The 24,716-nt window shown below is 72.2% G+C and carries 19 protein-coding genes; 12 read left to right on the forward strand and 7 right to left on the reverse strand.

From position 1 onward, the window contains the following. Positions 1-73: 73 nt before the first annotated feature. The gene (locus ACIGDI_RS08465) at positions 74-1,576 is read left to right on the forward strand and encodes a metallophosphoesterase (RefSeq protein WP_399892444.1); all 1,503 of its coding nucleotides are present in this window, start codon (positions 74-76) and stop codon (positions 1,574-1,576) included. A gap of 9 nt (positions 1,577-1,585) precedes the next feature. Here the strand turns inward: ACIGDI_RS08465 and paaK are convergent, their stop codons facing one another. Then, positions 1,586-2,884, reverse strand: a complete 1,299-nt coding sequence (paaK, locus tag ACIGDI_RS08470) for a phenylacetate--CoA ligase PaaK (RefSeq protein ID WP_399892448.1) — start codon at positions 2,882-2,884, stop codon at positions 1,586-1,588. Between the two features lie 189 nt (positions 2,885-3,073). Here paaK and ACIGDI_RS08475 point away from each other — a divergent pair, with 189 nt between their 5' ends. After that, entirely contained in the window at positions 3,074-3,919 is an 846-nt protein-coding gene (locus ACIGDI_RS08475) for an alpha/beta fold hydrolase (RefSeq protein ID WP_399892451.1), read from the forward strand. Positions 3,920-3,949: 30 nt separating this feature from the next. Here ACIGDI_RS08475 and ACIGDI_RS08480 read toward each other — a convergent pair whose 3' ends face one another. From ACIGDI_RS08480 to ACIGDI_RS08490, 3 genes are all read right to left on the reverse strand, one after another. After that, positions 3,950-4,378 carry an excalibur calcium-binding domain-containing protein gene (locus ACIGDI_RS08480; RefSeq protein ID WP_399892454.1) on the reverse strand — a complete coding sequence of 143 codons (429 nt, stop codon included), beginning with the start codon at positions 4,376-4,378 and terminating at the stop codon, positions 3,950-3,952. Positions 4,379-4,506: 128 nt separating this feature from the next. After that, positions 4,507-6,414: a sulfatase gene (locus tag ACIGDI_RS08485; protein ID WP_399892457.1), complete on the reverse strand. Its 1,908-nt coding sequence runs from the start codon at positions 6,412-6,414 to the stop codon at positions 4,507-4,509. A gap of 147 nt (positions 6,415-6,561) precedes the next feature. Further along, complete coding sequence (locus ACIGDI_RS08490) at positions 6,562-8,175, reverse strand: acyl-CoA synthetase (RefSeq protein WP_399892460.1); 1,614 nt, start codon at positions 8,173-8,175, stop codon at positions 6,562-6,564. 187 nt (positions 8,176-8,362) lie between these two features. Here ACIGDI_RS08490 and ACIGDI_RS08495 point away from each other — a divergent pair, with 187 nt between their 5' ends. From ACIGDI_RS08495 to ACIGDI_RS08535, 9 genes are all read left to right on the forward strand, one after another. After that, a complete protein-coding gene (locus ACIGDI_RS08495) occupies positions 8,363-9,163 on the forward strand; it encodes a crotonase/enoyl-CoA hydratase family protein (RefSeq protein ID WP_399892463.1) in 801 nt (266 codons plus the stop codon). A gap of 18 nt (positions 9,164-9,181) precedes the next feature. After that, positions 9,182-10,123: a Zn-ribbon domain-containing OB-fold protein gene (locus ACIGDI_RS08500; protein WP_399892466.1), complete on the forward strand. Its 942-nt coding sequence runs from the start codon at positions 9,182-9,184 to the stop codon at positions 10,121-10,123. Continuing rightward, positions 10,120-11,169 carry a thiolase domain-containing protein gene (locus ACIGDI_RS08505; protein ID WP_399892469.1) on the forward strand — a complete coding sequence of 350 codons (1,050 nt, stop codon included), beginning with the start codon at positions 10,120-10,122 and terminating at the stop codon, positions 11,167-11,169. The genes ACIGDI_RS08500 and ACIGDI_RS08505 overlap by 4 nt, the downstream gene beginning before the upstream one ends. Next, a complete protein-coding gene (locus ACIGDI_RS08510; RefSeq protein WP_399892472.1) occupies positions 11,166-12,332 on the forward strand; it encodes a thiolase domain-containing protein in 1,167 nt (388 codons plus the stop codon). The genes ACIGDI_RS08505 and ACIGDI_RS08510 overlap by 4 nt, the downstream gene beginning before the upstream one ends. A gap of 94 nt (positions 12,333-12,426) precedes the next feature. Then, on the forward strand, positions 12,427-12,672 hold the full coding sequence (locus ACIGDI_RS08515; RefSeq protein WP_058928597.1) for a DUF397 domain-containing protein: 246 nt from the start codon (positions 12,427-12,429) through the stop codon (positions 12,670-12,672). Positions 12,673-12,806: 134 nt separating this feature from the next. Then, entirely contained in the window at positions 12,807-13,709 is a 903-nt protein-coding gene (locus ACIGDI_RS08520; protein ID WP_399892475.1) for a universal stress protein, read from the forward strand. A 78-nt stretch (positions 13,710-13,787) separates the two neighbouring features. After that, positions 13,788-14,387: a CGNR zinc finger domain-containing protein gene (locus tag ACIGDI_RS08525; RefSeq protein ID WP_399892478.1), complete on the forward strand. Its 600-nt coding sequence runs from the start codon at positions 13,788-13,790 to the stop codon at positions 14,385-14,387. Between the two features lie 127 nt (positions 14,388-14,514). Further along, on the forward strand, positions 14,515-17,412 hold the full coding sequence (locus ACIGDI_RS08530; RefSeq protein WP_399892481.1) for an AAA family ATPase: 2,898 nt from the start codon (positions 14,515-14,517) through the stop codon (positions 17,410-17,412). A 73-nt stretch (positions 17,413-17,485) separates the two neighbouring features. Beyond that, positions 17,486-17,983 (forward strand): hypothetical protein, encoded by a 498-nt coding sequence (locus tag ACIGDI_RS08535; RefSeq protein WP_142149023.1) that lies wholly within the window; start codon positions 17,486-17,488, stop codon positions 17,981-17,983. A 7-nt stretch (positions 17,984-17,990) separates the two neighbouring features. Here ACIGDI_RS08535 and ACIGDI_RS08540 read toward each other — a convergent pair whose 3' ends face one another. Next, positions 17,991-19,967: an N-acetylmuramoyl-L-alanine amidase gene (locus ACIGDI_RS08540; protein ID WP_399892485.1), complete on the reverse strand. Its 1,977-nt coding sequence runs from the start codon at positions 19,965-19,967 to the stop codon at positions 17,991-17,993. 263 nt (positions 19,968-20,230) lie between these two features. After that, complete coding sequence (locus tag ACIGDI_RS08545; RefSeq protein ID WP_399892488.1) at positions 20,231-21,373, reverse strand: aminoglycoside phosphotransferase family protein; 1,143 nt, start codon at positions 21,371-21,373, stop codon at positions 20,231-20,233. Positions 21,374-21,625: 252 nt separating this feature from the next. Here ACIGDI_RS08545 and ACIGDI_RS08550 point away from each other — a divergent pair, with 252 nt between their 5' ends. Next, positions 21,626-23,119 (forward strand): hypothetical protein, encoded by a 1,494-nt coding sequence (locus ACIGDI_RS08550; protein ID WP_399892491.1) that lies wholly within the window; start codon positions 21,626-21,628, stop codon positions 23,117-23,119. A 60-nt stretch (positions 23,120-23,179) separates the two neighbouring features. On the opposite strand, the gene ACIGDI_RS08555 is transcribed toward ACIGDI_RS08550, so the two are convergent. Then, positions 23,180-24,613, reverse strand: a complete 1,434-nt coding sequence (locus tag ACIGDI_RS08555) for a PP2C family protein-serine/threonine phosphatase (RefSeq protein ID WP_399892493.1) — start codon at positions 24,611-24,613, stop codon at positions 23,180-23,182. Positions 24,614-24,716: the final 103 nt, after the last annotated feature.

Raw genomic sequence — 24,716 nt, forward strand, 5'->3', positions numbered from 1 at the left:
CAGTCTCCTGCCGTATCCGGTATTGCCACCGCTACCATGAGTCATGTATACGGCAGGAGGGCACCCACCAAGCATGCGATGCTGCTTTTCCGCTCCTCTCGCCGCCCTCGCCGGAGTCCCCGGCCCCTGTGAGGTGCTGCGTTCGGGAGCCTTGCTCGCTCCGGCCCTGCTCAGGGCCGCCTCCGCCGCCCGCTCACGCCTCCCGCACCCGCACGAGGTCGCGGCCGTCCATCTGGAACTGGTCACGCTGACCGAGGACCGCGCCGTCATCACCTGGTACACCGGCGTCCCCGGCACCGACGACGGCCTCGGCCGCATGCTGCCCGCCGTCACGGAGGGTGAGGTCGTCTACGGCACCCACCCGTCCCACCTCGACCGCACCGCGGGAGAGGACGGGCTCACCGCCCATCACCACGTGGAGCTCACCGGCCTGGAGCCGGGGCAGACGTACTACTACCAGGCCCGCTCCCGGGGCGTGGCCGCCCGGCCCACCACCCTGGACCTGGTCCGCGGCAACGCCGCGGGCACCTCCCGGCACGGCCTGGGCTCGCTCGGCGGGCCGTACGCCTTCACGACGCCGCAGCCCCCGCCCGGCCGCCACCTGATGTCCATCGCCCTCTGCAACGACCTGCACCTCGGCGAGACCGTCGCCGGCCTCGTGACCGGCTTCCCCCTGCTGCGCGGGGTGTCGCAGGAGGCCGGACTGCCGCCGTATCCGGAGATCATGACCCGGGCCCTGGTCGAGGAGGCCCTCCGGCGCGGAGCGGACCTGCTGCTGGCCGCGGGCGACATATCGGCCGGCGGCGGCCCCGCCGACCTGGCTCGCGCCAGGGGCATCCTGGACGGCTTCGGCACCCATGACCGCGACTACTTCGTCGTCCGCGGCAACCACGACCGGCCCGGCTCGGAGGACGTCGACGGCGACGGCTTCCGCCGCGGGTTCGGCCGGGCGGACGAGCCCGGCTACTTCGCCCGTGAGCTGGGCGGGCTGCGGATCATCGGCCTGGACACCTACGAGAAGCGGGGCAACGGCGCCGACTCGGGCGGGCTCGGCCCCGAGCAACTGGCGTGGTTCCGCAGCCGGCTGCGGGAGAACCGGGAACAGCCCACCGTGGTCTTCGGCCATCATCCGCTGACCGTCCGGGACTCGCTCTTCCCGGTCAGCGCGGGACAGCGCCTCGGCCGCCGCCAGGCCCGCTCGATCATCGATGCCTACGCCGCCACCCCCGGTGTCTTCCTGCACCACGCCGGCCACACCCACCGCAACAAGCGCACCCTCGTGCCGCAGGCCCCGCACGTCGCCCTGCAGGAGGTCGGCGCCGCCAAGGAGTACCCCGGCGGTTTCAGCCTGCTCAGGATCCACTCCGGCGGCTACGCCCTGAACTTCTTCAAGGCGCGCGGCGCGGAGGCCCTGGAGTGGGGCGAGCGCAGCCGCCGGATGGCCGGCGGACTGTGGCCGCACCACGCGCTGGGCCGCTCGGTCACCGACCGCAACAGCGTGGTCTTCCGCGACCTGTCCGGCATCACCCGCCTCTCGTCGCCCTCCCTCGCCGGGACCGTCACGGAGAGCGTCTGACCGCCGGGTTCAGGCGCGCGGGCGCAGGTCCATGATGCGGCGGATCTTGCCCACCGACCGTTCCAGGGACTCCGGTTCGACGATCTCCACGGCGACCGTGACACCGATGCCGTCCTTGACGGCTGCCGCGATCGCCGCCGCGGCGGCCTCCCGCACCTCCGCGCTCGCGTCGGCGCGGGCCTCGGCCCGCACGGTGAGGGCGTCCATACGGCCCTCACGGGTCAGCTTCAGCTGGAAGTGGGGCGCCACGCCCGGCGTCCGCAGCACGATCTCCTCGATCTGCGTCGGGAAGAGATTCACCCCGCGCAGGATGACCATGTCGTCGCTGCGCCCGGTGACCTTCTCCATCCGCCGGAACACCCGGGCCGTACCCGGCAGCAGCCGCGTCAGATCGCGTGTGCGGTAGCGCACCACGGGCATGCCCTCCTTGGTCAGCGAGGTGAACACCAGTTCGCCCTCCTCGCCGTCCGGCAGCACCTCGCCCGTGATGGGATCGACGACCTCCGGATAGAAGTGGTCCTCCCAGATGTGCAGCCCGTCCTTGGTCTCCACGCACTCCTGCGCCACACCCGGGCCCATCACCTCCGACAGCCCGTATATGTCGACGGCGTCGATCGCGAACCGCTCCTCGATCTCCCGCCGCATCTCCTCCGTCCACGGCTCGGCGCCGAAGACGCCGACCCGCAGTGACGTACCGCGCGGATCGACCCCCTGCCGCTCGAACTCGTCGAGCAGGGTGAGCATGTACGACGGCGTCACCATGATGATCTGCGGCTCCAGGTCCTGGATCAGCTGTACCTGACGGGCCGTCATGCCGCCGGAGGCCGGGATGACCGTACAGCCGAGCCGCTCGGCGCCGTAGTGCGCGCCGAGACCTCCGGTGAACAGCCCGTACCCGTAGGCCACATGGACCTTGTCGCCGGGCCTGCCGCCGGCCGCCCGGAGCGAGCGGGCCACCATGTCGGCCCACAGGGAGAGGTCGCCGTCCGTGTAGCCCACGACCGTGGGGCGCCCGGTGGTGCCGCTGGAGGCGTGGATGCGGCGGATACGGTCCTGGGGCACGGCGAACATCCCGTACGGGTAGTTCTCGCGCAGGTCGGCCTTGGTGGTGAAGGGGAAACGCGCGAGGTCGGACAGGGACTCGCAGTCCTCCGGCCGCACCCCGGCCTTGGTGAAGGCCTCACGGTAGAACGGCACGTGTTCGTACGCGTGCCGCAGCGAGGCCCGCAACCGCTCCAGCTGCAGCGCCCGCAGCGCCTCCGCGTCGAGTCGTTCCCCGCTGTCCAGCAGCTCCGCACCATCCGCCATGGGGGCTTCTCCCTCACCGACCACATCAATTCGGGCGACCGATCATTCGGTCGAGCTCTTCGGGATCAAGTAATTCAGGCCACCCACGGGCAGGCAAGGGGTCCACCCGGAATTTCTCACCGGGGCAGCGGACCCGTCGGGTCGGAACCCCGTTGCGACCCGCGGGGACCGTCCGTGAAGATCGGCGGCATGCCTACCTTCACCGCCCCGGACGGAACCGAGCTGGCCTATCACCCTCGCGGGGAGGGCGCCCCGCTGGTCGTCCTGCCCGGCGGTCCCATGCAGGCCTCCTCCTACCTCGGTGACCTGGGCGGACTCGCCGCGCATCGGCGGTTGATCCTGCTGGACCTGCGCGGCACCGGCGACTCCGCGGTGCCGGCGGACCCGGCGACGTACCGCTGCGACCGGCTCGTGGACGACGTGGAGGCGTTGCGCGTCCACCTGGGGCTGGAGCGCATGGACGTGCTGGCGCACTCGGCCGGCGGCAGCCTCGCCATGCTCCACGCCGCCCGTCACCCGACGCGGGTGGCCCGGCTGGTGCTGGTGACCGCGATCCCGTGGGCGCTGGGCCTGCGGGCGACCCCGGAGCAGCGGCTGGCGGCGGCCCGTGCGCGCGGCGGTGAGCCCTGGTTCGAGGAGGCGTTCCCCGCCTTCGAGGACTGTCTGGCCGGCACGTCGGACTTCGACCCCGCGTGCGCGCCGTTCTTCTACGGCCGCTGGGACCGGGCTGCCGCCGAACACGTGGCACGCTCCGACGCGGAGTTCAACGACGAGGCCCACGACATCTACGGCTCCGACGGCGCCTACGACCCGCCCGCCACCCGCGCCGCCCTCGCCGAGGTCACCGCGCCGGTGCTCGTCCTCGCCGGCGGCCTCGACGGAGGGCCGTGCCCCGAGCTCGCGCGCGCCGCCGCCGACGCGTTCCCGAACGCCGAGTTCGACGTCCAGCCCGGCGCCGGGCACTACCCGTGGATGGACGACGGGGACTGGTTCGCGCGCCGCGTCACCGCGTTCCTGGATGATGCCGGGACATGATCCCAGAGGGGGCGATGACTCCGGGCGGGCTCAGTGCCTTCGGGCCAGGGCGGCCCTGCGGCGCCGGCGCAGCACCAGGTGACCGGTGGCCAGTCCCACTCCCAGGACGGTGAGGCCGACTCCGCCGACCACCTCGAAGTCGGCGGGCCCCGTGCTGCCGCCGAGCCCCGCGTTGACACCCCGCTGCGGTACGGCGGTGGCGGCAGCGGTGGCCGTGGGTGTGGCCGTGGCCGTGGCTGTGGGCCGGTGCGGCAGGTCCTCGCAGGCGATGCCGTCGTTGTCCGCGTCCAGGCGGTTGGGGTCGCTCGGATCGCTGTCGAACACCGCCTGCGCCTCCTCCTGGAACACGAAGTCGGAGCAGTCCCGGTCGCTCTGCGCGTGGGCCACGGCTGCCGCGGGCCCGACGGTCGCGAGGAGCGCCAGCGCGGCCGTGCTCAGGGTGCGTGTGCATATGTTCATGGGGGGTCCCTTTCAGGGACGGTGAATCCGATCCACCGTCACTGCGACCCTAGGGACGGGCCCGGCTACCGGCGCGTCTTGCTACGCCGTCCGAAGACCCCCGACCGGAACCCCCGGGGCGGACCGGATCACCCGCCCTGCGGCCCGTACGCCGTCATGAAGCGGTCCCGGAACTTGTTCATGCTCCACTCCGGCGCGTTGTCGGCGGGCTTGATGCCCTCCGTCCAGCCCCAGTCGGAGATGCGCTTCAGCACCTTGGGATCGCGGGCGACGACGGTGACCGGCACGTCCCTGTTGCTGGTGCCCCCCGTGACCGTCGGGACGGGCTGGTGGTCGCCGAGGAAGACGAGGACGGTCTTGTCGTCGCCGTACCGCTGGACCCACTGGGTCAGGCTGTCCAGGGAGTACTGGATGGCCTTGCGGTACTCGGTCCGCACGCGCTTGGCGCTCTTCCAGACCTCCGTGGGATTGGTGCCCTCCTTCTTGATCTTGTAGAAGACCTTGCCGTCGCCGAGGTCCTTCCAGTCGATCATGTGGGCGATGGGCGACCACGGGTTGTGGCTGGAGGCCAGGATGATCTCCGCCATGATCGGGTCGCGGTTCTTCTTGCCGTGCTCCAGCTTCTGGAAGGCCTCCAGGCTGAACTGGTCCGGTACCGGCGTCCAGCTGAAGTAGGGGCCCTGGTAGCCGAGGTGGGTGGAGTCGTAGATGTGGTCGAGGCCGAAGTACTTGCCCTCGGGCCAGGCCTTGCGGACGCCGGGGACGATGCCGACGGTCCGCCAGGCGCCGGTCTTCTGGAAGTAGCTGGTGAGGGTGGCGCGGTCGCTGGTGGTCAGGGTCCGGTACCGCTGCTGGTTCTTGACCCACAGGCCCGACAGGAACGTGGAGTGGGCGAGCCAGCTGCCGGCACCCGTCACGGGCGACCTGAGCCAGCCGCTGCGCGCGGAGAAGCCCGCGGCCTTCAGTCGTGCGTCACCCGCCTTGAGCGTCGCGTCGACCTCCGGTCCCATCGTCGGATCGTCGATGGCCACGCGGCCGTAGCTCTCGATGAAGGTGAGCATGACGTCCTTGCCGCGCAGCCCGGTCAGCAGCTGGTCGGACGGGGTTTTGGCGTAGGCGTCGACGGTGAGCTGCTTCTTGAAGACCTCGGCGTCCCCGAGGCCGTCGCGTACGTACTGCACACGGTTCGACAGGTACTGGGCGTAGCCCTTGGTGGCCACCGTGACGCCGCCGAACTGCAGGCCCAGGGTGAAGCAGATGATCCACACGACGCCGAGGACCAGGGTGGAACGCACGGCCACGGGGCGGTGGTGGGCCAGTACGTTCGCCAGCCGCACCGTCGCGAGCGCGCTCAGCACGAGCACGGCGACGACCAGGGCGATCACCGCGATGACCGCGAGGATCTCGCCGGTGCGGCCGAGGGAGTCCTTCAGGAAGTCCGCGGCGTCACTGAGCAGGACCCAGTCGAAGACCAGGTCGAACGGCCTGGCCAGGGTCTGGCGGAAGCCCATGTCGAGGCACTTCAGAACGGCGGACAGCCCCAGGAGCACGCCGAGGGCGGCGGCCGTGATCCGCCGTGCCCGCGAGGGCAGCGCGAGCAGGACGGCCGCGAGGAAGATCCCCTCGACGGGAAGGCGGAGGAAGGACTGGACGGTGATGTAGTCCAGACGGTTGGGCACGAGCAGTACGACGAACACCAGCACGGCGGCCAGCGCGGTCGTGCCCAGCCACACGCCCCGCGCGGTCCGGGGGAAGCGCCGCCGCCAGCCGAACCAGCCGGGGCGATCGGGGGAGGCGTCCTGAGCGTCGGGCGCGGCGCCGTCACGGGCCGCGGTCCCCTGCTGCTCGGGCTCGGGTTCGTCGCCGGTGGCGGTCTCGGAGGCGGGTTCCGCGGCGGCGGGCGTGTTCGGCGTCGGCTCGGCGGCCGGCTCGGAGTCCTTTCGGGGTTCGTCCGTCGCCGTCACTTCGGGGTCCGGGCTCCCGTCGGCGTCCGCGTCCGTGTCCGGCAGCTGGCGAGGGGGCGTGAGGTGCGACACCCGTAGGTCCTTCCGTGCGGTTTCCCGGTGCTGGTACGGCGGACCGGGCCCGCAGGTCGGGGCCGCCGACCTCGCGTACGGCCCGCCGTCACCCTCCGTTCAAGCGCGCAGGTCAACCGCGGGCAAAGACTACGCCCGGCCCCATGGTCACCGGTCGGCCGCCTCCGCCACGTCCCGCGCCCACCGGTAGTCCGCCTTGCCGCTCGGCGACCGCCGTATCGCCTCCGTGATCACCAGCTGCCGGGGGATCTTGTAACCGGCCAGCTGGGTGCGGCAGTACGTCTGGACGTCCTCCAGGGACGGCCGCGCCGCACCTTCACGCAACTGCACCACCGCCGCGACGTGGTTGCCCCACTTCGCGTCCGGCACCCCGGCCACCAGCGCGTCGTACACGTCGGGGTGGGACTTGAGCGCCTGCTCGACCTCCTCGGGGTACACCTTCTCGCCGCCGGTGTTGATGCACTGCGAACCCCGGCCGAGGACGGTGAGCACGCCCTCCTCGTCCACCGTCGCCATGTCCCCGAGCAGCACCCAGCGCTCACCGTCCTTGTCGAAGAAGGTCTCGGCGGTCTTTCCCGGGTCGTTGTAGTAGCCGAGCGGGACGTGGCCGCACTGCGCGACCCGGCCCACCTCGCCCGCCGCCACCGGCTCATGGGTGGCCGGATCGACCACCTGGGTACGGGAGTTGACGCGGATGCGGAAGCTCTGCCCGGCCCCGGAGCCGGCCGTCGCCGTGCCGTTGAAGCCGGATTCGGAGGAGCCGTAGTTGTTCAGCAGCACGGCGTGCGGGAGCAGCTCCTGGAACTGCATGCGGACCGTCTCCGACAGCACCGCCCCGGACGAGGAGACGCTGAACACCGACGAGCAGTCCGTGCCCTTCATGGGGCCGGCCAACGCGTCGACCAGCGGCCGCAGCATCGCGTCGCCGACCAGCGAGATGCTGGTGACCTTCTCCTTCTCGATCGTCCGCAGCACTTCCTCGGGCACGAACTTGCGGTGGATCACCACCCGCTGGCCGAAGTTGAATCCGATGAGCGAGGTGAGGGTCGAGGTGCCGTGCATCAGCGGGGGAGTGGGGAAGAAGGTGATCCCGCTGCCCCCGGCCGCGACCCGCTCGGCGAGCTCCTCGGGCTTCTTCACCGGCTCACCGGTCGGCGCCCCTCCGCCCAGCCCGGAGAAGAACAGGTCCTCCTGACGCCACATCACACCCTTGGGCATGCCGGTGGTGCCGCCGGTGTAGATGATGAACTGGTCGTCGCCCGAACGCGCCGGGAAGCCACGCTCCGGCGAGCCCGCCGCCTCGGCCTCGGTGAACGGCACCGCGGCCGGGACCCCCTCGTCCGCGCCGCCCACCCGCACCAGATGCCGCAGCTTCGGGCACTGCGGCAGCGCCGCGGCCACCCGTGCGTCGAACTCGGCGTCGAAGACCAGGGCCGTCAGGTCGGCGTCCCGGTACAGGTACACCAACTCGTCCTCGACGTAACGGTAGTTGACGTTGACCGGCACGATCCGTGCCTTGAGGCAGGCGAACACCGTCTGCAGGTACTCGATGCCGTTGTAGAGATGCAGTCCGAGATGCTCGCCGGGCCTGATCCCCGCGTCGATCAGATGGTGGCCGATACGGTTCGCCGCCGCGTCCAGCTCCGCGTACGTCAGCCGGCGTTCCGCGCCCGTCCCCGGATGGTCGATGTACACCAGGGCCTCGCGGTCGGGCACCACGTCGACGACCGACTCGAACAGGTCCGCAAGGTTGTACTCCACCGCTCCTCCTGACGCCGTGCAGCCGTGACGAAGAAAGGCGCATCCGTCGGTTCGCCGGTCATCAGAGCAAAGGGCGCGGCAACTGTGAAGGGCTCGCGCGAAGAAATCTGACTACCTGTCAGAAAACCCTTGAAGTGCCTCCCGTGCTACTGCAACCTGTTCTCGTTCCCGGAGAGGGGAGATGGTCATGGGTGGGACGGAACACCTCACCGTCCGGCGCGAAGGCGCCACACTGGTGCTCACGCTCAACAGGCCCGACGCCAAGAACGCGCTCTCGCTGCCGATGCTGGTCGGCCTGTACGACGGCTGGGTGGAGGCCGACGAGGACGACGCGGTCCGGTCGATCGTGCTGACCGGTGCGGGCGGATCGTTCTGCGCGGGCATGGACCTCAAGGCCCTGGCCGGGCAGGGCACGCACGGCGAGCAGTACCGGGACCGCCTCAAGGCCGACCCCGACCTGCACTGGAAGGCGCTGCTGCGCCACCACCGCCCCCGCAAGCCGGTGATCGCCGCCGTCGAGGGCCACTGCGTGGCGGGCGGCACCGAGATCCTGCAGGGCACCGACATCCGGGTCGCGGGCGAGTCGGCGACCTTCGGACTCTACGAGGTCAGGCGCGGACTGTTCCCCATCGGCGGCTCGACCGTCCGGCTGCAGCGCCAGATCCCGCGCACCCACGCCCTGGAGATGCTGCTCACCGGGCGCCCCTATACCGCCCAGGAGGCCGCCGGCATCGGCCTGATCGGCCATGTCGTCCCCGACGGCACCGCGCTCGCGAAAGCCCTGGAGATCGCCGAACAGGTCAACTCCTGCGGTCCGTTGGCGGTCGAGGCGATCAAGGCCTCGGTGTACGAGACCGCCGAGATGACGGAGACGGACGGCCTCGCCTCCGAACTCAAGCGCGGCTGGCCGATCTTCGACACCGCCGACGCCAAGGAAGGCGCCCGCGCCTTCGCGGACAAGCGGCCGCCCGTCTACAAGCGCGCCTGACCCGAAGGAGACCCGGGCATGCCCGAAGTCCTCAAAGCACCCCTCGCCGTCGAGTTCCCCTTCACCCGCTCCCTCGGCCCCGTCCAGAGCGCCTTCCTGACCGGCCTGCGCGAACGCCTCGTGCTCGGCGTGAAGACCGTCGACGGCCGCACCCTGGTCCCGCCCGTCGAATACGACCCCGTCACCGCCGAGGAGATCCGCGACCTCGTCCCGGTGGCCGCCACCGGCACGGTCATCACCTGGGCCTGGAACCACGAACCCCGCCGCGGCCAGCCCCTCGACACCCCCTTCGCCTGGGTCCTGGTCCGCCTCGACGGCGCCGACACCGCCCTCCTGCACGCCCTCGACGCCCCCGGCCCCGACGCCGTGCACACGGGCATGAGGGTCCGCATCCGCTGGGCCGAGGAGCGCACCGGCGCCATCACCGACATCGCCTGCTTCGAGCCGTACGACGGTGAGGACATCGAAGTCACCGTGCACGCGGGGGAGTTCGACGAACCGGTCACCGGCATCGTCGCCGCCGCCCGCCTCGACTACACCTACTCGCCGGGCCGTGCCCAGTCGGCGTACATCCACGCACTGTCCGACCGCCGCACCGTCGGCGAACGCTGCCCCTCCTGCCGCAAGGTGTACGTCCCGCCGAGGGGTGCCTGCCCCACCTGCGGTGTCGCCACCTCGGAACAGGTCGAGGTGGGGCCCCGCGGCACGGTCACCACCTTCTGCATCGTCAACATCAAGGCCAAGAACCTCGACATCGAAGTGCCGTACGTCTACGCGCACATCGCCCTCGACGGCGCCGACCTCGCGCTGCACGGACGCATCGGCGGCATCCCGTACGACCAGGTGCGCATGGGCCTGCGCGTCGAAGCCGTGTGGACCGAAGGGGCCCGCTACCCCGACCACTACCGGCCGACCGGTGAGCCCGACGCGGAGTACGACGCCTACAAGGAGCTGCTGTGACACGTGACATAGCACTGGTCGCCTTCGCCCAGACCGACCACCGGCGCACCACCGACGAGCTCTCCGAGGTCGAGATGCTCATGCCGGTCCTGCACGGCGTGCTCGACCAGACCGGGCTCAGGACTGCCGACATCGGCTTCACCTGCTCCGGCTCCAGCGACTACCTGGCCGGCCGCGCCTTCTCCTTTACCCTCGCCCTCGACGGCGTCGGCGCCTGGCCCCCGATCTCCGAGTCGCACGTCGAGATGGACGGCGCCTGGGCACTGTACGAGGCGTGGACCAAGCTGCTGACCGGGGACGCGGACACCGCGCTCGTCTACTCCTACGGCAAGTCCTCGCCCGGCTCGGTGCGCGACGTGCTCACCCGGCAGCTCGACCCGTACTACGTGGCGCCGCTGTGGCCCGACTCCGTGGCCCTGGCCGCCCTCCAGGCGCAGGCCCTGATCGACGCCGGGGAGACCGACGAGCCCGCGCTCGCCGCAGTCGCCGCCCGCAGCCGCGCGGACGCCACCGCCAACTCCCACGCCCAGCTGAGGGGTTCGGTCCCGCAGGGCGACTATCTCGTACGGCCCCTGCGCACCGGAGACTGCCCGCCCATCGGCGACGGCGCCGCCGCGGTGATCCTCGCGGCCGGCGAGCGGGCCCGCGAGCTGTGCGAGCGGCCCGCCTGGATCCGCGGCATCGACCACCGCACGGAGGCCCACAGCCTGGGCGTGCGCGACCTGACAGACTCGCCCTCCGCGCGACTGGCCGCCGAGAAGGCCGGCGCCTTCGACCGGCCCGTCGACACCGCCGAGCTGCACGCGCCCTTCACCTCCCAGGAGGTCGTGCTGCGCAAGGCGCTCCGGCTGGACGACACCGTGCGCGTCAACCCCTCCGGCGGCGCCCTCGCCGCCAACCCGATCATGGCCGCCGGGCTGATCCGCATCGGGGAGGCAGCCGCCGCCGTCCACCGGGGCGAGTCCGACCGGGCGCTCGCCCACGCCACGTCCGGCCCGTGCCTGCAACAGAACCTGGTCGCCGTACTCGAAGGGGATCCGCGATGAGCAAGGAGCCCGTGGCCGTCACAGGGATCGGCCAGACCAAGCACGTGGCCGCCCGGCGCGATGTCTCGATCGCGGGACTCGTCCGCGAGGCGGCCCGGCGGGCCCTCGACGACGCCGAACTGACCTGGGCCGACATCGACGCCGTCGTCATCGGCAAGGCGCCCGACTTCTTCGAGGGCGTCATGATGCCCGAGCTGTACCTCGCCGACGCGCTCGGCGCGGTCGGCAAACCGATGCTGCGCGTGCACACGGCCGGTTCCGTCGGCGGGTCCACCGCGCTGGTCGCCGCCAACCTGGTCGCGGCCCGCGTCCACGGCACCGTCCTGACGCTGGCCTTCGAAAAGCAGTCCGAGTCCAACGCCATGTGGGGGCTGTCCCTGCCGATCCCCTTCCAGCAGCCCCTGCTGGCCGGGGCGGGCGGCTTCTTCGCCCCGCACGTGCGCGCGTACATGCGGCGCAGCGGCGCCCCCGACGCCGTCGGCTCGCTGGTGGCGTACAAGGACCGGCGCAACGCGCTGAAGAACCCGTACGCGCATCTGCACGAGCACGACATCACCCTGGAGAAGGTCCAGGCCTCACCCATGCTGTGGGACCCCATCCGGTACTCCGAGACCTGCCCGTCCTCCGACGGCGCCTGCGCGATGGTGCTGACCGACCGGGCCGGCGCGGCCCGGTCGCCGCGGCCGCCGGCCTGGATGCTGGGCGGGGCGATGCGCAGTGAGCCCACCCTCTTCGCCGGGAAGGACTTCGTCTCCCCGCAGGCGGGCAAGGACTGCGCCGCCGACGTGTACCGGCAGGCCGGCATCGCGGACCCGCGCCGCGAGATCGACGCCGCCGAGATCTACGTGCCGTTCTCCTGGTACGAGCCCATGTGGCTGGAGAACCTCGGCTTCGCCGACGAGGGCGAGGGCTGGAAGCTCACCGAGTCGGGAGTGACGGAACTGGACGGCGATCTTCCCGTGAACATGTCGGGCGGGGTGCTGTCGACCAACCCCATCGGCGCCTCCGGCATGATCCGCTTCGCGGAGGCGGCCCTGCAGGTGCGCGGGCAGGCCGGAGAACACCAGGTGGAGGGCGCGCGGCGGGTCCTCGGGCACGCCTACGGCGGCGGATCGCAGTTCTTTTCCATGTGGCTCGTGGGCAGCGAACCCCCCACCTCCTGAGGGACTCGCCAAAGGTCCCCCTCACGTGGCCTGTTGGCATCAGGGGTCGATCGCTAGGCTGGCCGCGGACGACGAAATCGGGAGGAGCACGGACGTGGCCGAGAGCACCACCATCCAGCAGCACCCGCTCGCGGGCTGGGACAAGCCGGAGCTGGACCTCAGCAGCGCCGAATGGCACTCCAGCAGCCGTGGCCTGGGAGATGTCCAGATCGCCTTTGTCGAGGGATTCATCGCGATGCGCAACAGCGGCCGCCCGGAGAGCCCTTCCCTGATCTTCACACCGGCGGAGTGGGGCGCGTTCGTGTCGGGCGCGAGGGAGGGCGAATTCGACCTCACCTGAGGCGCGGGGTTCGTGCCGGTCGGGCGGCGTCCACCGCCCGAGTCCCGGACACTCGGCCTTGAACACCTTCCCGGCGCCGACGCTGAGCGCGACCGGCCCCGGGAGGCAGGGCGTGATCCGGAGGTGAGGGCCCCATGAACAGCCTGCCCCTCGTCGCGGCGGTCGACGGCTCGGACGACAGTCTGCGCGCCCTGGACTGGGCGCTGGACGCCGCCCGCGAGCGCGGGGCCCCGCTGCGGGTGGTCCATGTGCGGCAGTACGCCGCCTGGGCCCAGCCCGACGTCCTGGTCGCCGGACCGCCGGATCCGGGCGACGACCCGGTGCTGGCCCAGGCGCGGGACCGACTGGAGAACCGGTCCCACCCGCCCGGGATCGAGTACGTCGGCCTCGACGGCGCGCCGGGTGCGGTGCTGCCGGGGCTGGGTGCCACCGCGCGGTTGCTGGTCCTCGGCTCCCGCGGCCGGGGCGGCTTCGCCGGCCTGCTGCTCGGGTCCAACGGCATGGCAGCCGCCCGCGACGCCGAGTGCCCGGTCGTCGTGGTTCCCCGGCCCGGACGCGAGGTGCACGGGGACGCGCCCCTCGAACCGGGGCCGCGCGTGGTCGTCGGTCTCCAGGTGGATGCCCCCGACGACGCCACCCTGTCCTTCGCCTTCACCGAGGCCGCGCTGCGCGGCGCCCGCCTCCAGGTCGTCGCCGCCTACGCCTGGCCGGTGCGGTCCTGGGCGGTTCCCGCCGAGCTCGCCCCCGAGATGATCGACCAGGAGGCCGTCGAGACCGAGACCTGGACGCTCGCCGAGGGCTTCCTCGCCCCGCACCGCAAGAACCACCCCGACGTGCGCGCCGACGCCTTCGCCCTGCCGGGTGGCGCGGCCGGGTTGCTGGTCGCCGCCTCCAGGGACGCGGAACTGGTCGTGGTCGGCCGTCACCGCCGCCGCCTGCTCGCACCGGCCCGCATGCTCGGCTCGGTCACCCAGGCGGTCCTCCTGCACGCGGCGAGCCCCGTCGCCGTCGTACCGCCGGAGCCCGGGGAGGGCTAGAGCCGCCGCTCCCCGTCGCGCCGAAGAAACGGCGGGCCCAAGGCTCTAATGGATGGACCTGGACCTATCATTAGTCGCATGTCGGACCCGCTCGCGCCAGAAGCCCGCCTCTGCCTCGACCTCGCCCTCACCGTCCGCCACGACGGCCACGGCGGCGTCGCCGACGACCTGAGCGACGCCGCCGGACTCACCGCCTGGGTCCGTGACCACCCCGAGACCGTGCCGGACGCCCACCGGTGGGTCGCCGACGAGGGCGACCTCACCGCCGTACGAGAACTGCGGGCGGCCGTCCGCGCCCTCTTCGCCCGCGCGGTGCGACCCGCCGAGCCCAGCCCCGCCGACGCCACCCGCCTCCTGCCCGTGCCCGACGCCCTCGCCCGACTCAACGACGCGGCCGCGCGCACCCCCACCGTGCCGGTCCTGCACTGGGACGACGGCGCCGAACCCGCCGTGAGCCGTCATGCCTCCGACGGCACCGAAGACCTCACGGCGGCCCTCGCCCAGGCCGCCATCGCCTTCCTCACGGGCCCCGACCGGCAGCGACTGCGCGCCTGCCACGCACCGCGCTGCGTCCGCTACTTCCTCAAGGAGCACCCCCGCCAGGAGTGGTGCAAGCCCTCCTGCGGCAATCGTGCCCGGGTCGCCCGGCACCACGAACGACACCGAAGCACCGTTTGAACCGGTTTCGTTCAGTAATGCTCGTACCACGCCGAGCAACGCCCCTGCGGCGTACTCTGAGGTGCCTGGAGGCCGCGGTGCGGGTCCGCTCCCCGCGCGGACACACCACCGCGGCAGGGGGTATGCCATGGTGCAGCGTGTCGTACGGAGCAGCCGGACCCTCTTCGAGCGCGAGAGCGAACTCGCGGCCGTCGACGAGGCGTTGGCCGCCCTCACCGGCCTGCGCAGGGACGGGGCGGAACCGCCCGACCGTCCCCGTGGCGCCCTCCTCGCCTTCGCCGGGCGCGCCGGCATCGGCAAGACCACCCTCCTCGCCGAAGTCCGGCGCCTCGCCACCGCGAAGGGCTGCACCGTGCTCTCCGCACGGGGCGGCGACCAGGAACAGCGCGTCGCCTTCCACGTCGCCCGCCAGCTGCTCCAGCCCCAGTTCGCCGGAGCCGCACAGGCCGACCTGCGCGACTCGCTGGGCAGTTGGTACGACATCGTCGGCCCCGCCCTCGGCCTGTGCGCGCCGACCGCCGCCGCCCCACCGGACCAACAGGGCCTGCGCGACGGCCTGGACTGGGTCCTCACCCATCTCGCCGCGCTGCGCGCCCCGATGGTGCTGGTGCTGGACGACGCCCACTGGGCCGACCCCGAATCCCTGCGCTGGCTCGCCGCGTTCGCGCCGCGCGCCGAACAACTCCCGCTGCTGATCGTCGTCGCCTACCGCCCCGACGAACTCCCCGAGCACGCCGAGTCGTTCAGGGGGCTGCCCGGCCGCGCGGGCACCCGTCCCCTCGGTCTGGAACCGCTCAGCGCCGCCGCCGTCGCCCGGCTGGCACGCGAGACGCTCGGCGCCCGCGCCGACGCCGCCTTCTGCCACGAGTGCTGGGCCGTCACCGCCGGAAACCCCTTCGAGACCGTCGAGTTGCTCGCCAAAGTGCGCGAGCGCGGCCTCGCCCCGACCGAGTCCGCCGCCCCGCTGCTGCGCGACCTCGCCGCCGCCGTGAAGGGCAGCGGCCTGATCACCCGCCTCGAACGCCTCGGCGCCTCCACCGTGCGCTTCGCCTGGGCCTGCGCCGTCCTCGGCACCGAGATCCACCCCCTGCTCGCCGCCGCCGTCGCCGGACTCGGCCACGAGGAGGCCGCCGACGCCGCCGACGCGCTGCGCACGGCCCGCATCCTCACCGGCGCCGAGACCCTGGAGTTCGTCCACCCGCTGATCGCGACCGCCGTCTACCGGGCCATCCCGCCCGGCGTCCGCGTCGCCCTCCACGGCCAGGCCGCCTGGTGCGTGATCGACGACGGCCAGGGCCCCTCCGCGGCCGCCCGCCACCTCCTGGAGACCCACCCCGACGGCGACACCTGGGTCGTCCAGCAACTGCGCGCCGCCGCCGCACAGACCCTGCGCGCCGGCGCGCCCGACGCCGCCCGCGGCTACCTCGCCCGCGCCCTGCGCGAACCCCCGCCCCCCGGGGACCGCGCCGCCGTCCTGTACGAACTGGGCTCGGCCTCCCTGCTCACCGAACCAGCCACCACCGTCAACCATCTGCGCGCCGCCCTGGAGGAACCGGTCACCGACCCGGCCCTGCGCCACCACATCGTCTACCGGCTCTCCCAGGTCCTCGCCCACAGCGACCACCTTGCCGAGGCCTCCGACACCCTCGCTCGCGAGATCCGCGTCACCGACGACGCCCGGGTCAGGCTGCGCATGGTCGCCGAACAGTTCATGTGGGACGCCTTCCGCGCCGACGAACCCGACCACCCCTCCCGCTCCCGCCGCCTGGCCAGGCTCGCCGACCGCCTGAGCGGCCGCGACCTCACCGAGCGCTACGTCATCGGCCTGCGCACCTGGGACGCCGTCCTGCGCGGCGAGCCCGCCCACATCGCCCTCCACCACGCCGAACGCGCCCTGGCCGGCGGCCTGGGCTGGGCCGAACCCGACCGCGGCTTCGAGGTGCCCGTCCTGGTCGCCCTCGCCTTCATGTACGCCGACCGGCCCGGCCGTACGGAAGAACTCTTCGCGGCCGGCACCGCCGACTTCGAACGCCAGGGCTGGCGCGGCGCCCACCTGTCCTTCGCCTACACGCTCCTCGCCTACGTCCGCTACCGGCGCGGCCGGCTCGCCGAGGCCGAGGACTTCGTCCGGGCGGGACTGCGGCTGGCCGAACGCGTCGGCCCGGGCACCCCCGCCCACTGGTACGCCGTCGGCATCCTCATCGAGGTGCTGCTGGCCCGCGGCCGGGTCATCGAGGCCGCCCGGACCGGTGAGGACTACTCCTTCTGCGCGCCCTACCCGGCGGCCGTCGTCTTCCCCGACGCCCAGACCGTCTGCGGCGAACTGCTCCTCGCCCGCGGCCTGCACCGGAAGGCGGCCGAGGAACTCGCCGCGGCCGGCCGCCGCCTCGACCCGCGCGGCATTCGCAACCCCGCATGGTGCCCCTGGCAGCTCCACCTCGCCCGCGCCGAGGCCCACATCAGCCCGGAACGGGCCGTCACCACCGCCCTCGAAGCGGTCGCCCGGGCCCGCCAGTTCGGCACCCCGTCGGCCGTCGGCCAGGCCCTGCGCACGGCCGCCGAAGTCTCCTCGGGCTCGGCGCGCGTCAAGTACCTGGAGGAGGCCGTCACCCACCTCGAACGTTCTCCGGCCGCGTACGAGCTGGCCTGCGCCCTCGTCGCCCTCGGCACGGAACTGCGCCGCAGCGGCCGTTCCCGGGAGGCGGCCGAGCACCTCTACCGTGGCCTCGACGCGGCGGTCCAGTGCGGCGCCGACGGGCTGGTCGAAGAGGCCCGTGACGAACTCACCGCCGCGGGACTGCGGCCGCGGCGCCTGCACAGCACCGAGACGGACACCCTGACCTCCCGCGAACGCTCGGCGGCGAACCTGGCGGCCCGGGGCCGCACCGAGGCGGAGATCGCGAGCGAACTGCGCATCGACGAGCCGACGGTCGTCCGCCTGCTCTCCGCGGTCTATCGCAAGCTCGGCACGGACAGCACAGGCCTGGCGGTCACCTTGAGGGCGACGGAAGACCGGGCGGACTAGGGACGCGAGGGCGAACCGGGCCACCGGCCCCCACTCACCCGCACCACGCCCGCCTGCCCCGTACCATTGGCGCATGTCGTTCCTCCGCCGCCGCAGCGCGACCCCCGCCGGCCCAGACTTCGACGTACTGGCCATGGACCCGGGCGACTGGCCCGGCAACCTCGGCGCCGGCCTGCTGCCCGCCCCCGACGGCAGCTGCCAGGGCGTCTTCCTGCGCTACGACCTCTTCGGCGGCCGCGGCCCCGCGATGATCATCGGCAACCTGCCCGAGGGCTCCCCGGCCCGCGAGGTCGCCGAGGGCGAGATCCCCTTCGAGGTCGCCCAGCTCCTCCTCGCGCTGGAGAACGAGGAGGAGGTGACGGTCGTCGGCGTCGAGGACATGCCGGTCATGCAGGGCGACAACCTCCTGATCGTGCGCCGCCTCAAGCTGTCCGAGAGCCGGATCTCCTGCGTGCAGTTCGACCGCAGCGACAACGTCCTGGTGACCATCGCCGCCTGGGACCGCCCCATCACCGACGACCTGTACGCCCTGCTGAAGCCACTCCCGGCGGAGCTTTTCCAGCAGGGCTGACCCGGCTCTACCGGCCGGACGGCAGCAGCGTCACGTCCGCGGCGCGCACGAACTCGACGCGATGGCCGTACTGGATCTCGTAGTACAGGTCCTTGCCGACCACGACCCGGTGCGAGTCGGTGGTGAAGGTGACCGCGTAGTAGTACTCGCCCGGCACCACGTCACCGACCACGTACTTCTGCCCCTTCGGCAGGGTGTACGGCAGCGGGGACACCGCCTGGACGGGCACGCCCGCCGGATACGCCGCCGCCTCGGGATAGGCACGGCCGTACACCGGGACGCTGTCCAGGCCCGCCTTGGGCGTCACGACCCATCCGGTGGCCGGCACCGCCGTCGGGTCCTTGTGCGGGTTGCGGAACCACGCCTTCTGGCCCAGGTACCAGATCGCCGTCCAGTCCTTGTACCGCCCGGCGACCGCGTACTGCTGGCCGGTCGACACCCGTGAGCCCACGTCGTTGACGTCGATCGTGGAGTCGGCGCCCTTGTGCAGGCCGACGTCCTTGATCAGCGGTGAGCTCTCGTCGTGGTCCGAGTACAGCCGCACCTCACTGGAGCCGTGCGGCGCGCAGGGTTCGTCCTTGGTGACGCAGCCGGTGTACTGCGGCTGGTTCGTGGCGTAGTCCGGCAGGATCGTCACCACTCCGGTGCCCTTGCCGGCGGTCCGCCCGAAGGGGTGGCCGAGCAGCTCGAAGTAGTGCCGCCAGTCCCAGTAGGGGCCGGGGTCGGTGTGCATGCCGGGGATGGTCGACGTCGTCGGGCCCGGGACGTTCTCGTGGCCGAGGATGTGCTGCCGGTCCAGGGGGATGCGGTACTTCGCGGCGAGATAGCGCACCAGCCGGGCCGAGGAGCGGTACATCGCCTCCGTGTACCAGGCGTCGGGCGAGGCGAGGAAGCCCTCGTGCTCGATGCCGATCGACTTGGCGTTGATGTACCAGTTCCCCGCGTGCCAGGCCACGTCCTTGGCCTTCACATGCTGGGCGATCAGACCGTCCGTGGAGCGGATCGTGTAGTTCCACGACACGTACGTCGGGTCCTGGACCAGCTTCAGCACACCGTCCCAGGCACCCTCGGTGTCATGCACCACGATGTACTTGATGCTCTGCGACGCCGGGCGGTCGCCCAGGTCGTGGTTGCCGTAGTCGTCGTTCCCGAACTGCTCGTAGGGGGCCGGGATCCACTCGCAGGACACGGACTTCGGGCATTCCGTGCCGTCGGCCGGGACCGTCCGCAGGCCCGCGGCGCGGAGCTGCCCGGTGTCCGGGGCGAGACCCGGTCGGGCGGCCAGGACGACCTGCTGCCCGGCGTCCGTCACGCGTTCCTCGCCGGTGCGGATCACGTCGTAGACGTCGTCGGCGTACGCGGCCGCCGTCGCGGTGTCGTCGGCGCCCGAGAAGCGGGCCACCGCCCCGTACCAGTCCGCCGGATCGTCGCTCGGCGGCTCGCCCAGGTCCCGCTGCGCGGCGGCGAGCAGCGCGGCGCCGCCGGTCACGTTGGCGGCCTCGTCCGTCCGCAGCCGCTCGGCCGGGATGCCGGTCAGCTCGGCCGCCTTCGGCAACGTCCGCAGCCGGGCCGGGAGTTCGGAGTCCACCGGCACCTGGACATCGGGGTGCAGGGCGGCGCGGGCGCTGTCGCCGCGGGCGTCCTCCGTGCCCTGGCTGTGGTGCGAGGCGGCGGTGGCGAGCGCGCTGCGGGCATCGGTGAGGTGCATCGGGCCGTAACCGCCCGAGACGCTCGGCGCGCCCTCGTGCGCGTCCCAGCGTGACTGCAGATAGGAGACGCCGAGCAGAACGCTCTGCGGGACGTGGTACTCGGCGGCCGCGGCAGCGAACGCCCGCTGCAGCGAGCCCGACGACTCGGCCGTGCTCGGCGCCGGGGCCGCGCCCAGCAGCGGCAGCAGCAGCGCCGCGGTCGCGAGGGCGCCGACGGCTCGACGGGTGTGTCTGTGGCCGGGGGCGGATGTGGGGTCGGTGACGGATCCTCGCAATGCAGCCTCCTGGGACGAGCGGGCGTGGCGGGGCGTGCAGGACCGGTGGTGGGTCAGTGGTACCGGCTTGCCGACGATCCGTCAATCATGCCCACGAGCAGGAGATTTCCCATGTCAACACGAGGATGGAGGAGTTTCCCGGCGGCGGCTTCCGGGCCTGCGAGGCGTCAGTGGAGTACACCAATGGCCCGTACGGAGGAGCCCGCACACACGAAGGTCCGCGGTGCGCTCCCTCGACGGCGCACCGCGGACCTTCGTCCCGGTCAGCGAGTGCCGACCGCCGCGCGTACGGCCCGCCGGGCCAGCTGGCAGTCGTCGTGCAGCCGCCTGAGCAGCAGCCGCTGTTCCTCGCCGGACGGCGCAGCACTCGGGTGGGCCACCCCCGGTGCCGCCGGGGTCATGTCGTGCATCGAACGCTGCACGGCCGTCTCGTAGGTGCGGATCTCACGGGTCAGCACGAGCATCAGGTTCACCAGGAACGCGTCCCGTGAGGCCGGACCCGCCGACTGGGCGATCTGGCTGATCTGACGGCGGGCCACCGGGGCGTCACCGAGGACCGACCACAGCACCGCCAGGTCGTAGCCCGGCAGATACCAGCCCGCGTGCTCCCAGTCCACCAGCACTGGACCGGCCGGGGACAGAAGGATGTTCGAGAGCAGTGCGTCGCCGTGGCAGAACTGGCCCATGCCCTGCCGGCCCGCCGAGTGCGCGATGCCGTGCAGCAGCTTCTGCAGGTCGCCCATGTCCCGGTCGGTCAGCAGACCCAGCTCGTGGTAGCGGGAGATCCGGGCCGCGTAGTCCAGCGGGGCGTCGAAGGTGCCCGCCGGCGGCCGCCAGGCGTTGAGCCGGCAGATCGCGCCGAGCGCCGCCCTGATGTCCGCCCGGGGAGGAGCCTCGGTCGGATGCCGTTGCAGCGCGGCCACCCGTCCAGGCATCCGCTCGATGATCAGTGTGCAGTTGTCCGGGTCCGCCGCGATCAGTCTCGGCACCCGCACCGGAGGGCGGTGCCGGACGAACGAGCGGTAAGCCGCTATCTCGTGCCGGATCCGCTCGGACCACGCGGGCGAGTGGTCCAGTAAACACTTGGCGACGGCCGTACTGCGCCCGGTCGTGCCGACCAGGAGCACGGACCGCCCGCTGCGGCGCAGCACCTGCACCGGAGCGAACTCCGGGCAGATCCGGTGCACCGACGCGATGGCCGTACGCAACTGGGCGCCCTGAGGGCCGGACAAGTCGAGTCTCCCGCTGAGCGGTTGGGTGCCGGGCCCCGCGGCGCGCCGCGGCCGTCCCGCACCGAGCGCGGGGGCCACCGGACGCCCGGCGGGGTCGAGATAGGGGCCGCTGCCCGCCGGGCGGGAGCGCAGCGACCGGGGCGGGGCGGACACGGAGGACGATGCTGCGTACATGGGCGAAACAGATCCCTTCGTGTGCCTGCATTGCCTGTGCTGAGACGCGCTACCCGGCCCGGCCCCCCGGGAGCACCCTGGGGAATGCGTCCCTTGTTCACGAAGGCAACCGGGTCGGGGTGGCGCGTTCCTACCTGACACCCGATGCCCAGTGGCACACCATCTGGCGCACCCTGGCGAACCGTGGCGAATAGTCGCCCGGCAACTCTCCCCGGGCTACTGTCAACTCAGCCGAGAACCTGGGGGCTTGACGTGAGCGGACAACCCAACACCCGCCTGGCGGACCTGTTCGGCCTGGCCGGCTGGTCCAAGGGTGAACTCGCGAGACTGGTCAACCGGCAGGCGGCGGCCATGGGCCACCCCCAGCTGTCGACCGACACCTCCCGGGTGCGGCGTTGGATCGACACGGGAGAGATCCCGCGCGATCCGGTGCCGCGGGTGCTGGCGGCTCTGTTCACCGAGCGTCTCGGCCGTGTCGTGACCATCGAGGACCTCGGTCTGGTCCGGCACGGGCGTACGGGGAAACGGCAGGACGGCGGGAGTGTGGAACATCCCGACGGTGTGCCGTGGGCGCCCGAGCGGACGGCTGCGGTCCTCACCGAATTCACGGGAATGGACCTCATGCTCAACCGACGCGGCTTGGTGGGCGCGGGTGCCGCGCTCGCCGCAGGCTCCGCACTCAGCAGCGCCATGCACGACTGGCTGCACACCGACCCGACACTCAAGGCCGACGCTCCACGATTCGACGATCCGCTGCACGCCGACCCCGCTGGGTTCGACCGCTACGAGGCCGCCCCCATCGGGTCGCAGGAGATCGAGGAACTCGAGCGCTCGGTCGAGGTGTTCCGGGCCTGGGACGCGGCCCGCGGCGGCGGGCTGCAGCGCAAGGCAGTCGTGGGCCAGCTCAACGAGGTGGGCGGCATGCTCGCCTACCGTCACCCCGACCATCTCCAGCGGCGCCTGTGGGGCGTCGCTGCCAACCTCGCCGTCCTCGCGGGCTGGATGTCGCACGACGTCGGCCTGGAGCCCACGGCCCAGAAGTACTTCGTCATCGCCGCGCACGCGGCCAGAGAAGGCGGTGACCGGCCCCGCGCGGGGGAGGCGCTCTCCCGGGCGGCTCGCCAGATGGTGCACCTGGGCCGGCCCGACGACGCACTCGACCTGATGAAGCTCGCCCGGTCCGGCTCGGGAGACGAGGTGCTGCCGCGCACCAAGGCGATGCTCTACACCATCGAGGCCTGGGCACAGGCATCCATGGGCAAGGGCCAGGCCATGCGCCGCACCCTCGGCCAGGCGGAGGACCTCTTCGTCTCCGACAAGGGAGACGTGCCCCCGCCGAGCTGGATGCAGATGTTCAAGGAGGAGGACCTGTACGGCATGCAGGCCCTGGCATACCGCACCCTGGCCGAACACGACCCGTCCGCGGCCGTGCACGCCCAGCACTACGCGGAGAAGGCTCTGGCCCTGCGTGTCGACGGACGCCAGCGGTCGAAGATCTTCGACTTCCTGTCCATGGCGTCGGCCTGCTTCATCGCCGACGACCCCGAACAGGCCGACCGCTACGCACGCCTGGCCCTGATGTCGATGGGATCGAACTCCTCCCACCGCACCTGGGACCGGCTGCGCCAGATGTACCGGCTGACAGCCGAGTACTCCAGCTACCCGAAGATCCACGAACTGCGGGAGGAGATCGAACTGGCCCTGCCGAGGAAGGCGTCCCAGGGCGGCAACAGCGCACGGGCATAGGGGGTTCGTGCGTCGTCCGACGGTCCGGGCTGAACCCGTGGCACCGAAGCTCCGGTGTGGCTACGCCGTCACCCTGGCGACGAGCACGCACGCGTCGTCCTGACGCTCGCTCGCGCCGAACTCCTCCACGACCAGCCGTACGCAGTCCTGTGCGGTGCGCGCCTCGCGGAAGCGGGGGGCCAGGTCCAGGAGCCGGCTCGCGGGGTCCGTCACTCCCGCGGCATGCCCGGGCCCCAGTCCGTCGGTGTGCAGCAGGAGCAGGTCGCCCACTTCGAGGGTCTCGTGGACCTCCTCGAAGGTGGCGCTCGCGGTCGCGCCGAGCAGAACGCCCTGCGGGGCGCGCAGCCTGCGCCCCGTCCCGTCGCGGAACAGCAGCGGGGCGGGGTGTCCGGCCTGCGCCCAGGTCAGGGTGCGGGTCTCGGGGCGGTAGCGGCAGCAGACCGCGCTGCCCAGCGCTGGCTGCACGGTGGCGTCGAGTAACTGGTTCAGCAGGGACAGCAGTTGTCCCGGTGCGGTGCCGGCCATCGCCATGCCGCGCAGGGCGCCGAGCAGCATCGCCATGCCCGAGGTGACGGTCACGCCGTGCCCGGTCAGGTCGCCGACGCTGAGGAGGGTCTGTCCGTCGGGCAGTTCCAGCGCGTCGTACCAGTCCCCGCCGATCAGCGTGCCGTGAGACGGCGGGAGGCAGTGCGCGGCGAGGTCCAGCGTCTGGGGGCCTCTGTGCGGGAGCCGCAGGGAGCCGCGCCACGGCGGCAGCACGGCCTCCTGCAGCTCGACCGCGATCCGGTGCTCGGTCTGCGCGCGGTGCTGGTGGCGTTGGAGCGAGTCACGGGTCTCGCTCACCGCCTTCTGGCTGCGGCGCAGTTCGCTGACGTCACGCAGCACGGCCCACATCGAGGCGGTGCCGCCGTCGGCGTCGAGCACGGGCTCGCCCATCATGTGCACGGTGCGCACCTCGCCGTCCGGGCGCACCACGCGGAACTCCCCGTCGATGGGCTGGGCGTCGACGAGGCAGTGCGTGACCATCGCCGTCAGCCCCGCGCGGTCCTCGTCCAGGACCAGGGAGGGCAGTTCGTCGAGGGTGAGCGGAGCGGTCGTGGGGTCGCGGCCGAGGATCTGGAACAGCTCGCCGGACCAACTCGCCTCGTCGGTCAGCAGGTTCCACTCCGCGGAGCCGACCCGGCTGAGCAGCGAGCCGTGCCGCGGAGGGGGCGGCACGGACCGGCCGCCGGCCGGCTCCGGGGCGGTGGGAACGGAGGGCGGCCCGTCCCGCAGCTGTGCCAAGTGGGTGTCGATGTCGTTGAGTTGACGCAGCGCCAGGTCGTACAGCGCGCGCTGCCAGCGCTCCCGCGGGTCCCAGCCGTCCGCGTGCGTGTCCCGTCGTACGGCGTCCACGTCGCCCTTGAGCCGCCGTGTCTGCGAGATCAGCGCGTCGACCGAGCCGCGCCCCGGCGGCTGGGCGGCTGGGTGATCCGCAGAGAGATGGGACGGCATGACGCACTCCGATGCGGGACGTTTCGACCAAGGCGGACGGAGGGACCGTTACGACTGTTGCACAGCCCGCGACGCGCTGTAAGTGATTTGGCAACACACGATC

Origin of the sequence: Streptomyces sp. NPDC085900, from assembly GCF_044540925.1 — a bacterium.
GTDB classification, from domain to species: domain Bacteria; phylum Actinomycetota; class Actinomycetes; order Streptomycetales; family Streptomycetaceae; genus Streptomyces; species Streptomyces gilvifuscus.